Below are 12513 nucleotides of genomic sequence, written 5' to 3'. Positions count from 1 at the left end.
TTGATTTTACCGAAAGAAAAGCTGAGATATGTTCGGTTGCTATTGACCATTCATAGTTCAGCAGCTGAGGGTTTACTATGAAAGATCCTTTTCTGCGTAGCAGAAAACTAAGTTCAGGGATGCACCATGCACCACTACCGACTTTCATTTATGGTGGTGAGCCAATGGGGTGCATGAGGGTTTACTATGGAAATAAAAAGATTACGTGTGGGAGGTATTTTGCTGCCCTCCAATGTTCTAATGGCTCCCCTTGCCGGGTACACCTGTTACCCGTTTCGGATGCTGGCCTATGAGCTGGGGGCAGGCTTATGCTTTACGGAAATGTCCAGCGCCAATGCCTTAAAATACGCAGACAAGGCCACCAGGCGTCTTCTCTTTACGACCAGCCGGGAGCCTGTCAGGGCAGTCCAGCTTCTGGGCGGAGATCCGGCCGTGATGACACAGATGGCTTGCTCCGGGCTTCTGAAAGATTTTGATATCATTGACATCAATATGGGCTGTCCCGTTCCCAATGTGTTTAAAAGCGGAGAGGGCAGCGCATTGATGACAGATCTCAAAAGAGCGGCGGCCATTATCCGGGGGTGTAAGAAAAGCGGAAAGCCCGTTACGGTCAAATGCCGCACAGGAATCCAAAAAGAGCATATGTTTGCAGCAGAATTTGTCCGCATGTGCGAGGATGCCGGGGCAGACATGGTGACTGTTCACGGACGCAGCCGCAGTATGATGTATGACGGCGCCTGCTGTTACGAAGAGATTGCGCAGGCAAAGGCAGCCGTTTCCATTCCTGTTATTGCCAACGGAGGGATCTTTTCTGCAAATGATGCGGAGGAAATGATGGAACGAACAGGTGCGGATGGGGTCATGATTGCCCGTTATGCACTGGAAAATCCCTTTGTTTTCAGTGAGCTTACCCAAAAAAACAGAAAGAAAACTACTCTGCAGATTCTTTTGGAACAGATGGAGCTGACAGCTTCCTGCTATGACGAGACCTTTACCATTGGCTATATGCAAAAATTGGTTTCTTATGGGATGAAAAAACGCAGAGGGACAAAGAAGTATAAAGAACCCATGTATCAGTGCGGAAGCTTGGAAGAGCTGAGAGAAATCATAATACAAATATTTTCTGATGACATGTGATGGCATATTTAAGGTTGTGCGGCTATAAAAAGCTTCGGATATTTCGGAGGGTTAAATGAAGGAGTCCTCTTTTATGGAAAATGATTTTTACATTGAAAATGGGATTTTGAAGGCATACAGGGGCAGAGATGAGCTTGTGGTTGTTCCGGAGAATGTTCACACCATCGGGGAGGGTGCATTGAAAGGATGTGTATCCATAAAAAAGGTAGTTCTGCCTTTCGGTCTTAGCCGTATTCTGTCCGGCGCATTTAAAGGGTGCCGCAGGCTCCGGGAAATTGAAATACCGGCAGGGGTTGTCTATATAGGTGATTATGCGTTTCACCGCTGTCATAGCCTGGAATCTATCACCCTGCCCCTGTCCGTAAAAGAATTGGGAGACTGTGTATTCCTCTACTGTGACAGCCTTACTGAGGTGCGGATTCCCGGTGTGGAATATCTGGGAAATCAGGTGTTTGTCAATGATGTTCAGCTGAAAAAGCTGGAGATTTCTCCCGGACTTCGGGAGGACTGCCTTTGTGATGTCTTTACGGGCTGCAGCCGGATTTCGGAAATTTCCTTTTTGGATGGACAAAAGTTTGTATTTCCAAATGCTGTGGAGGTGATAGCCGGAGAGATGGAGGTTCCTTTACTGGTACATGCCATTGCAGTTGATATCTTAAGAATGATGGATTTAGAGGGCCGGTGTCTGGTAAAATTCCTCACGAATTTGAAGCATGTGGAGATACCCGAGGGGATTGAAAGGATTGGAAAGAGTTCCTTTTTTGACAAACGGGGAATTATTTCTGTGAAATTTCCATCTACCTTGAAAGAGATTGAAAGCCGGGCTTTCCGAAACTGCATCAGCCTGGAAGCTGTGGTGTTTGGGCAGGAGCAGGCGGTCATTCATGAAGATGCGTTTAAGAATTGCAGTTCTTTAAAAGAAGTCTGTGTTCCAGGCGGCGGGTCCTATGGAATGGAGGGGATTAGCGGTGTTTTTGGAGAGGAGATTCCGGTCTTGGTCAGAACTATCCAAAAACAGGTTCTTGGGAACTTTCGTCTCAGTGGCTCCGTTCTCCTGAAATATCTTGGCAATGAATCCAGAGTTGTCGTTCCTGAGGGTGTTTCCCATATTGCTGAGGAAGCTTTTGCCGGAAATGAAACGGTTGATCGAGTGATTCTTCCCCAATCGGTAGAGGCGATTGGAGCAGGGGCTTTTCGTAACTGTCTGACCCTGCAGGTTGTCAATTTTCCGTCTCAATTAAAGTATATCGGGACGGGGGCTTTTGAGAACTGTGTGAAGCTGCTTCGTGCCCTGCTGCCGGATAAGCTTGAGAGGGTGGAGGATCAGGTATTTAAACGCTGCCGGCGTTTGAAAGAGCTTTCCTTAGGAGAGGGTGTTCGGGCTATTGGAGAGCAGGCTTTTTATGGCTGTACTTCTTTAAGCGAAGTACATTTTTCGGATCATTTGGTTTTCGTGGGCGGCATGGCCTTTTACAGGTGCCGGTCTTTGAGGGAGGTTCAGCTTCCGAAAGGAATTGAAACGGTGGGAAATCTGGCTTTTGCACAGAGCGGTGTAAAAAAGGTCCGGATGGAAGGAAACGCCAAGAGATATGGGACGGATATTTTTTCCCGGTGCCTTAGCCTGAGAACTATAGTAGTTGGAAAAGATGTATCTCATATTCCGGATAAGCTGGCTTACGGATGTACCGCTTTAAAACAGGTAATCCTGCCGGATACATTGGAATCTGTGGGAAGAAATGTGTGGGAACATACGCCTTTTCTGAGTAATTGGCTGAAGAAGCAGTCAGAGGATCAGGATGGGGGCAAAGACGTGATTTTTTGGGATGGCCGCCATTTGAAAGGGGATGTTTCGCTTCCCTCAAATACCCGTATTGTAGCAGGAGGGGCTTTTTATGGAAATCATGCTCTTACTGCCCTTCATTTTCCAGGCCATGTTACGTGGATTGGAGGGGCGGTTCTGAAAGGGTGTATAAAGCTTCGGCATGTGGTGTGGCCAATGGATGTGACAACTGCGGAGCCGGAGGTTTTTTCCGGCTGTGCCAGCTTAGAGTCTGTTGTCTTGAATTCTGACAGTCAGAAGATACCGGAGGGTTTGGAGCATTCTTTTCCTGCGGCTGTTCCCTGGAGTATTATCAAAGAGCGGGCCTTTTACAATTGCCGGAAGCTTTCTGGTATTCAATGGAAAGATATCCGGATGATCGGGAAAGAAGCTTTCTTTGGCTGTACCTCTCTTATGCTTGGGAAAATGGCTTCTCTCAAGGAGGTGGGGGAGTTGGCCTTTGAGGGAGTGGAGGGTATAGGGGAAGTGCCGGAAGTATGTGGACTGCGGGCTGTTGGCAGCATAATTGTCTCCGGCAGGCAATGTGAAGGAGAGATTTATGTACCAGAGGGGATCACGGCAATTGCTCCCTTTGCGTTTTCAGGGAATCGCCGGATTACAAGGCTTGTCTTTCCGGAAACCTTAAGCAGTATTGGTGAGGGCGCATTCCGGGGCTGCAGCGGGCTAAAGGATATCTCTTTTCCGGCGGCTTCTTGTGTTATCAGTGCCCGTGCCTTTGAAAAATGCACCAGGCTTTCGAAAGTCTGTCTTTATGCCGGCTATGCAGGCACTGGGGCTTTTGCCTATTGTCTGTCCCTGGAGAAAGCGGAGGTTCGTGGGATTTCCGTTTTGGAATGCAGGCTTTTTGAGGGCTGTGAAAATCTGAGGGAATGCATTTGTGAGCAAGTGCTTGTAATCAGAGAGGATTGTTTTTGCGGATGTAAAAATCTGGAAAAGTTTGATTTCCGGTTGATAGAAGAAATCGGAAGCTATGCATTTTCGGACTGTGACGGGTTAAGAGAGATTGCCTTGGGGGAGCATGCCTTATTGCGCCCTCATGCGTTTGAGGATTGCGGCTGTCTGGAGCGGATTGTCCTTTTGGGAAGTCAGGAGGGTCCCAGGCTTTGTGAGTATGCCCTTTCCGGCTGTACTGCTTTGCGTCAGGTGGTGCGGCAGGGGCAGCTATGGGAGCTTCATACATATAGGGATATCCTGTCAGAGCGGCTTCCAAAGGCTGTCCGGCTGATTTTTCACAGCGCCCTTAGTTGTTTTGAGGTAGAGAGGGAAGAGAGCCTTTGCGGCTACAGGGGATTTGGGCGTATTATAATAATTCCCGAGGGCATCAAGCGGATTGAGGGGGAGGTTTTTCAGGACCGCCTTATGCTGGAGCAAGTACATATTCCGGATTCTGTGGAATATATTGGCCCACGTGCATTTCACAAGACGGCCTGGATGGAGAAACAGCGTGAAAAATCTCCTATGGTAGAGGTCAACCATATGCTTTTGGACGGTTCCTCTTGTACGGGGGAGGTGGTTGTTCCCGAAGATATCCGTCTGGTCTGCGGATGGGCATTTGCAGGGGGACTGGGAATAGAAAGAATACGTTTTTTATCGGATAGAGTAAAGGTGGAAGCTTATGCTTTCCGAAACTGTATTTATCTGAAAGAGCTTGTGCTGGGAGACGGCTCATCATTTGTGTTTGAGGGAATCGCTGATCGGAAGAAGGAGCTGCCGGCGTTGGCAGAGCAGGCAGTGAGGGATAAGCTGAACTGTTTTAAAACGGATGAAAAGGATGTTCTTATTGAATGTACGGGGAATATTTCCAGACTTTTGGTGGCGGACGGGATTACTGCCATTGGGGAAAATGTTTTTCGGGAAGGGAATCTTCTTACGGAAATTGTCCTGCCACGGACTGTTTCTTCTATTGGAAAGAATGCATTTGCCGGCTGTAAATGGCTGCGGAGGGTGTATGGAGCCCAAGGGGTGAAAGCTATTGGCAGCAGGGCGTTTTCCGGGTGCAAAAGTCTGGAGGAGATTGAGCTGTCAGAGAAGCTTGCAAAGCTTGGTGTAAGGGCTTTTGAGAACTGTACTTCGCTGAAAGAGATTTTGCTGCCGGAGGGGATGGAAGAAATTCCGGACAGGGCATTTTTCCGGTGTCACAGTTTGCGGCGGGTTCATTTTCCCTCTACGCTGAGACGGATTGGAAAAGAGGCATTTGCATTTTGCAGAAATCTTGAGATACCTGTTGTGCCGGACGGCGTTCTGGTGGAGGAGCGGGCATTTGTGGGGGCTGGTGAACGGACAGGATATTACGGAACTTATAATCAGTAATATCCTGTCAGTGCACAAATCAATTTACAGACGTGTATTTTTACGGCTGGGAATTGATTTATATACAGGTGTATGGGCAGGATATTACGGAACTTATAATCAGTAATATCCTGTCAGTGCACAAATCAATTTACAGACGTGTATTTTTACGGCTGGGAATTGATTTAAATACAGGTGAACGGACAGGATATTACGGAACTTATAATAGGAGGAGTTATGCGGTACCGTAAACTGGGAAGCACCGGACTTATGGTTTCTGAGGTCAGTTTTGGCACGATTCCTATATTAAAGGGCAGTGTTCCGGTTCTCCCGAAATATTATAATCTCAGTGAGGAGCAGGCTTTGGCTGTGATGGACCATGCCTTTCGCCTGGGCTGTAATTTATTTGATACGGCGATTGTTCCTGAATATGGGGATGCGGAACGAAAGCTGGGGAGGTTTGCGTCTGGTGATAGACGAAAGAAAATCATTATCTCAGACAAGGCGCGTTTTTTTGATGGCAATGAGATGTATATGGCAGTTCTTGAGTCCTGTGAGAATCTTGGAACCTGGCTGGATGTGTACTTCGTCCACCAGGCGGACTGGGATCATGAAGAAGAGATCTTCCAAAAGGGAGGGGCTTTGGATGCTCTTAGTCAGTTAAAGGAGGAGGGACGGATCCGCTTTACCGGACTGGCATCTCACTATTATGATATTCTCCTTAGAGGGGCGGAAGATCCAAGGGTTGATGTGCTTCAGGGAAGCGGCAATCTTTTGGAGCGGGGGATGTTGGACAGGATCAGAAAAGAGCCGGTTTTTCGCCGGAAGGGAATGGTGATTAATAAGGTATATGCGGCCGGGCTTTTACCAGGCTTTTTCTCTACGAGGGTCTTGCTGGGGAGTGTGCTGTCTTATCCTGTATCCAGCGCCTTAATTGGAATTGGATCTGCAGAACAGGCGGATGAGGCATTCGGCCGGGATATGGGATGTGAATCCGTGATACCTGATTTTGAACAGGTGCTGTCTGTTCTGGAAAAGGATTTTATTCCCATTCCCTGCGACCGGTGCCAAAGGTGCCGCTGTCCCTATGGAACAGAGATTCATACGGTTTTCCGGCAGTATAATTATTTTTTTCTCGGAAAGGATCACTGGGCGCTGCGCAAATTGGATATGGGGATTCGAAAGAGCGCCCAGCTGTGCAGGACATGCACGGACATGCCCTGCCTTTCCATGTGCCCTTACGGGATTTGGATTCCGGATGAGATTCAGAGGGTGTTTGAGCTTGTTAAGAGGTATTTGTAATAGGTATATCCTGCGGGTACCCATACTCTTAAGCGAACCTGCCGCTCCTGATATTTCCGTAAGGCTTTGATGCGGTATGGATTGTTCCCATAGCCGCACTTGCGAGAAGCTGGAATAGAAGAGTACTCCCTTTTAATACCGAACATAAATTCGATATTGTTCAATAAATAAGGGGCAGTCGGGAAATAGATAGCCCCCCGAGAGAAAAAATACTGTATATCTTTACCTTATAAATATATTTTTTGTGTGCAAAAAAATTTTCGGAATATCTGCAACCAGCGACATCCCCTATTCGTTCTATGGATGTAAGGAATACACCACGGACAAAAGGAAAGGAGATGAGATTATGCTGGATGATTTCATCAGGCTCTTGCTCCGGGCACTCATCGAATCATCCCCAATAGACGAGACGGAAAAGCCGATATACTGCGGAGCATTGCAGGACAAGAAAATAGCAGCTCCCCGTACACCGAAGGCATCCCCTGGGACAATGCCCAAAAGGATTCACAGACACAGTATTAAGCGGCTGGAAATTCTTTTAGCGCAGGGATACTGGAAGGGAACTGCAGTACTTAAAATAGAGACAATAAATTATGTACTGCATTTTTTCTATTTTTTTAAAAAATCTGCAACCACCTGGCTTTCTTAATCGTTTCATAGGTGTAAACAAACAAAATTAATTTTGAAAAGGAGAAAAATGATGAAAAGTATCGTGTTAAAAATGTTAATAGGAGTAACCTCAACCGCTCTTACAGTGACAGGTATTGCAGTACCAAAGGTAATCAATTCCACTCAGGATACGGCAGAGGCTTCTGCAATTGCTGGTGAAAATACTCTGGCAGCAGAAACGATTGCTGACGCAGACAGCACCAGCGACGAAACTGGCAGCGCAGAAGAAGATATTGCAGAAGAGGTCATGACAAAAACTGAATATATTGTCAATGACGAACAGAAGTCTGATAACGAACAGGGGTCTGATGACAGGCAGAAATCTGATAACACACATGCGATTGCTGTTACACAGACTGCTGATACTAAACAGGCGGTTACCGCTGCAAGCACTGGTACTACCGAACAAACTGTAAAGGAGCCGAATGCTGCTGAACAGGCTGCAGCAGAGAAAGCAGCAGCTGAAAAGGCAGAGACAGAGAGACTTGCAGCAGAGCAGGCAGAGACAGAGAGACTTGCAGCAGAGCAGGCAGAGGCAGAGAGACTTGCAGCAGAGCAGGCAGAGGCAGAGAGACTTGCAGCAGAGCAGGCAGAGGCAGAGAGACTTGCAGCAGAGCAGGCAGAGGCAGAAAGACTTGCAGCAGAGCGGGCAGAGAGACTTGCAGCTGAAAAGGCAGAGGCAGAGAGACTTGCAACAGAGCAGGCAGAGGCAGAAAGACTTGCAGCAGAGCAGGCGCAGGCAATTGAAAGAGAGAAGTACAGTATCACAGTCAAGAGCGAAGAGGCTACGCTTGTACTGGGTGCTCCAGAAGACCAGCCTAAGGTGGCTCATTACCACTGCAACTGTGGACATTCCACAACCGATTATGATGCACTGGGACAGCATATGCTTCAGCATGCTCTCAATGGTGACAGAAACAGCTACTGCACAACCTACGAATAAATACCATAAGGGCGGTGACAGGGACAGGAATGTTCTTGTCGCTGCTTTTTTTCGGGATTTTTCTCTTTGGGGCAGTCGGGAAATAGATAGCCCCTTTATAAATATAATGCCGAAAAGAATCCTGACCGCAATAAGGTCATGAAGCTCAACGAACGATGGGAAAAAATGAAAGAAGAATCCAATGGGAACATTCAGAGTGAGACGGGTAGCTGTGTAAAAAGGCTTTATATGTGATGCATTCATGGGTTTCTCATTTACTTTTTTTCTCAAATTTTATATACTTAATTTTGTATCAAAATAGATTTAAACCAGCTGAAGAGGGATATTACATGAAGAAAAAAATTTATGCAGTAAGAAAAGGACGTAATCCGGGTATTTACGATGTATGGGCAGAAACAGAACAGCAGGTAAAGGGATTTAGCGGTGCGGAATACCGTAGTTTTACGTATATGACAGAAAAAGAGAATGAGGACGAAACGGTAGAAATGAGTTATGCTCATGCGAAGAAACAGGCAGACGAATATTTGAGGAAAATCCCGGAAGAATCAGAAGCGGCAGGGGACTTGCCTTGGGAAGGGTATGACGAGAAGGCGGCATTGGAGAAAGAAAAATTCTATCAGGAAATTTTGAAGACAGCAGGTTTGAAATTGGATTCCTATGGAAACTCTCCATGGATTGCGCTCCTGTTGAGGGAATGTGCCGGACATACCAGTTTATTTTCCGGCATAATACGAACTGGCAAATACGCCTGCTTCGCACTGTATACGGCGTTGCTCTATCTGGTTTTAGATGATGACAAATTATTATTTCCATATCAAAATAGATACTCGAGGAAATTAGAGGGATTGTCATCTGCTGATGACAATCCCAGTATACAGGAGATATGGCATGAGACAGAAGATTATATCCGATTAAAAAAACATTTTGAAGACAATGACATGACGGCTGATGATTTATCAGAGGTTCTCAGCAGGCTTACTGTAAAAGCGAAAAAATTAGAAAATTTTGTAAATCCAAATCCCACAGCCTGTATGGCCCTGAGAAAATTTTTTCATCAAAGCCGGCATGGACATACGGTTATGGGGCTGTATAAGGAGCTTGTGGGGAATCCCTTGTACAGTGCTGAACTTTTGGAGATATCCGGCCCTTTCCAAAATCCGGATTTGCTGATAAAAGAACATAAAGAATCCAAGGTATCTATGCAGAGTATTGAAGCGCGGGCCACTGCAATTGATATTGCATTAAAGAGTGAAGTAATTGGACAGGATGATGTGATTGACAAATTTACAAATGCCTATTTTTCTGCAGAAAAAGCAGTAAATGCAGGCAGTAAAAAGAAAGGTCCCAGACATGCATACATGTTTGCAGGACCATCAGGTGTCGGTAAGACCTTTATTGCAGAAACGATTGCCGATACCCTGGGAATTCCTTATAAACGTTTTGATATGTCTGCCTATTCTCATCGCAGCAATGCACAGGATCTGGTTGGACATAACACTGCATGGAACAATGCGAACCCCGGTGTACTGACGGACTTTGTCGACAAAAATCCTCGATGCGTACTATTGTTTGACGAAATAGAAAAGGCATGCAGGGAAGTAATTGTCCTTTTTCTCCAGATTTTGGATGATGGAAAATGTGAGGACAAGCATTGGAATAAAAGTATAGATTTTCGGGACACGATTGTCATCTTTACCACGAACGCAGGAAAACAATTATATCAGGATGCCGAAAATGAAAATTTGACACTGCTGCCGGACAGTGCCATTATAGATGCCATAAAAAAAGATGCGAATCCCCAGTCAGATGTGCCATATTTTCCACCCGAAATTATTTCAAGAATGTCTTCCCATACAATCATTATGTTTAACCATCTGCGGGCAGATGCGATTCTTAAGATTATAAAGACAAATCTGGAAAAACAGATACAACTGTCAAAAAAAGAATACGGATATGATATAGAAAACAAAGATGATATGTTTGCAGCTACGGCACTGTATTCTATGGGAGGCAGTATGGATGCCAGAAACGCAACAGTGCTTGCGGGAAAGGTTTTAGACAATGCACTGTTTTTACTGCTGTCTCGGGCAAACGAAAAACCGGGATTTAACTGGAAAACCGGTTTGAAAAAAATCACATTGGAACATGATTTCTCAGAGGCGGCGGATGAAATCCAACAGTTCTATCTCGGTGAAAAGAACTGTGTGATTGCAATATTCGGGCAGGCAGAGGAAATCCGCAATGAAAGATTGGCGGAAAATAATGTTCAGATTAAGGCGGCGGCTGACACGGAAGAATTCCTGCAGATTCTCCGCAGGGAAAATGTCATTCTGGCGGCAGTTGATTATGAATATGGAATGAAAGAAAATAAAAACAGCTTGAGTATTACAGATATCTGTACTGAGGGAAGCAAGGTATTTTCAGATATAAGAACAGATTATGCGGATATTCCTGTATATATTTTACATGGAGACAAAGGGTATTCCTATAGCAGGACGGAAAAGGATGAATTATGCCGCCGTGGAATTTCAGGGTTTATCAAGCGGGAAAATATGCAGACTGAGCTTCCGGAAGCTTATTGGGATGTATGCTGCCAAAAGACAATGGAAACGCTCTCTTTGCGGCATCAGAAAATTGCATATGATAAAAAAATAGAACTGGATGAAAAACAAAAATCCGGCAGGATTATTTTTCGCAATTTCAAACTGGAAGATGCTGTTGAAGCGGAGGACAAAGACCTTCTGCTGTCGGCAGATATGCAGCCGAATAAGCACTGGGATGATATCTACGCATCCGATATCATAAAAAAAGAACTGAATTACTTTATTGATTTTTTAAAAAATACAAAGGAATATCTTCGAAAAGGTGTCAGGGTACCTAAAGGTATTTTGCTGCATGGACCTGCCGGAACAGGGAAGACTTCTCTCGCAAAAGTAGTTGCCACAGAATCAGGCGTGTATTTCCTGGAGATTAGTGCAGATAAACTGGCAAACAGCGACGGAGCTGAACAGATACATCGCATATTTCGTGTTGCAAGGAAGTATGCACCGGCGGTACTGTTCATGGATGAAGTGGATGCAATTGCCCAGGATCGACAAAAGACAGGCAGCAACATAATTCTGAACGCACTTTTAACAGAGATGGATGGATTCAAGAAAGTAGATAACAAACCAGTATTTGTCATGGCCGCAACGAATATGGGAGAGGAGTACTTGGACCGTGCATTTCTAAGGCGTTTTGACAGAAGGTCACGTGTCAATCTTCCGGGTGAAAAAGGAAGACGATGGATGCTGGAACATTTGCTCATAAAACATAAAGATATGTTTGACGTTTCAGAAAGTGAGATTAGCAGTATCGTTCTTCGGTCGGATGGAAAGAGCTTTGCCGACCTTGAAAATGTGATAGAGGCGGCACTAAGAGAAGCAATTCGTGCTGATGTCAGGGTAAATGACAGTCTGCTGGATGAGACATTTGAAGAATTGCTTTACGGGGAAGAATGGGAAGACAGTTCTAAGGAAGAAATGAGACATACAGCGTACCATGAAGCAGGTCATGCCCTGATTGCCCTGTTTTATGGGAGAAGTCCCAGATATATGAGCATTGTGGCAAGAGGCTCACAAGGGGGTTATGTGCTGCAGGAAAATCTGCCTGTTCACTGCACAAAAGAGGAGTATCTGCAAAGAATCAGCGAGATGCTTGGGGGAAGAGCGGCAGAAATGGTACAGGGGTATGGCCTTACATTCGGAGCGTCCAGTGATTTGAAATCTGCAACAAAGCTTGCTGCAGGGATGGTCTGCGGCGGGGGAATGTATGAGAAAGAGGTCGGACTTTCTGTTATTTCAGAAGAACAATTGCTCCATAATGAGAAAGCACAGAAGTTGATCAATCAAATTTTATCAGAGCAGCTGCAGGAAGCAGTCAGGATTATTAACGAGAATAGGGATGCACTGGAACGGCTGGCGAACGCAGTTATAGGCAGCGAGGAGCATTACCTTACAGAGGAGGAAATCAAGGCTGCTTATAAAGGATGACAGCATCCGTAAAAGGAACAGATGTCTGCTATAACAATATCCAACTGAATACTTGTAATATCGCCATATTCTTTGAATCTGTCAAAAGTCATCTGCCTGGAATTGTTTCACTATGGATAGTGCAGTCTCAACGTTACCGAATCTTTTTTTGGCATATTTATTGATAAAGTCATCCAGTGAATCCGGTTTCAGTTTTAGGAAAAATTCGGATAGATCTTTTGCTGCCGGGCTGTTTAATGGCAGTAGAAGATTCTCCCCGGAATTTTTTTGATATTGTCTAAAATCCCCTGTACATAGTCGCA

Annotated in this window: 6 protein-coding genes and 1 pseudogene; all 7 read left to right on the top strand. The window is 45.5% G+C overall.

What is annotated here, in order from left to right:
• Nucleotides 1-186: 186 nt before the first annotated feature.
• The 7 genes and pseudogenes from VSQ61_RS01840 to VSQ61_RS01815 all read left to right on the top strand — a co-directional run bounded on the left by VSQ61_RS01840 (nt 187) and on the right by VSQ61_RS01815 (nt 12211).
• Entirely contained in the window at nt 187-1137 is a 951-nt protein-coding gene (locus VSQ61_RS01840) for a tRNA dihydrouridine synthase (protein ID WP_334342726.1), read from the top strand.
• A 73-nt stretch (nt 1138-1210) separates the two neighbouring features.
• Entirely contained in the window at nt 1211-5287 is a 4077-nt protein-coding gene (locus tag VSQ61_RS01835; protein ID WP_334342725.1) for a leucine-rich repeat domain-containing protein, read from the top strand.
• Between the two features lie 216 nt (nt 5288-5503).
• Nucleotides 5504-6568 carry an aldo/keto reductase gene (locus tag VSQ61_RS01830; protein WP_334342724.1) on the top strand — a complete coding sequence of 355 codons (1065 nt, stop codon included), beginning with the start codon at nt 5504-5506 and terminating at the stop codon, nt 6566-6568.
• A gap of 346 nt (nt 6569-6914) precedes the next feature.
• Nucleotides 6915-7217, top strand: a complete 303-nt coding sequence (locus tag VSQ61_RS01825; protein ID WP_334342723.1) for a hypothetical protein — start codon at nt 6915-6917, stop codon at nt 7215-7217.
• A 51-nt stretch (nt 7218-7268) separates the two neighbouring features.
• Nucleotides 7269-8180, top strand: a complete 912-nt coding sequence (locus tag VSQ61_RS01820; protein ID WP_334342722.1) for a hypothetical protein — start codon at nt 7269-7271, stop codon at nt 8178-8180.
• A 93-nt stretch (nt 8181-8273) separates the two neighbouring features.
• Nucleotides 8274-8387 (top strand): annotated as a pseudogene (locus VSQ61_RS22900) (transposase); the annotation flags it as partial.
• A 122-nt stretch (nt 8388-8509) separates the two neighbouring features.
• Nucleotides 8510-12211 (top strand): ribonuclease H1 domain-containing protein, encoded by a 3702-nt coding sequence (locus VSQ61_RS01815; protein ID WP_334342721.1) that lies wholly within the window; start codon nt 8510-8512, stop codon nt 12209-12211.
• Nucleotides 12212-12513: the final 302 nt, after the last annotated feature.

It is taken from the genome of Candidatus Merdisoma sp. JLR.KK006, assembly GCF_036941035.1.
Lineage (GTDB): Bacteria > Bacillota > Clostridia > Lachnospirales > Lachnospiraceae > Laedolimicola.
Note: the sequence above shows the minus strand (reverse complement) of the source record. Positions and strands in the feature narration are given on the sequence as shown.

What these genes read in the sequence shown, in the direction of transcription:
- VSQ61_RS01840 (WP_334342726.1), top strand. Translation starts at nt 187, where the DNA reads ATGGAAATAAAAAGATTACGTGTGGGAGGTATTTTGCTGCCCTCCAAT.
- VSQ61_RS01835 (WP_334342725.1), top strand. Translation starts at nt 1,211, where the DNA reads ATGGAAAATGATTTTTACATTGAAAATGGGATTTTGAAGGCATACAGG.
- VSQ61_RS01830 (WP_334342724.1), top strand. Translation starts at nt 5,504, where the DNA reads ATGCGGTACCGTAAACTGGGAAGCACCGGACTTATGGTTTCTGAGGTC.
- VSQ61_RS01825 (WP_334342723.1), top strand. Translation starts at nt 6,915, where the DNA reads ATGCTGGATGATTTCATCAGGCTCTTGCTCCGGGCACTCATCGAATCA.
- VSQ61_RS01820 (WP_334342722.1), top strand. Translation starts at nt 7,269, where the DNA reads ATGAAAAGTATCGTGTTAAAAATGTTAATAGGAGTAACCTCAACCGCT.
- VSQ61_RS01815 (WP_334342721.1), top strand. Translation starts at nt 8,510, where the DNA reads ATGAAGAAAAAAATTTATGCAGTAAGAAAAGGACGTAATCCGGGTATT.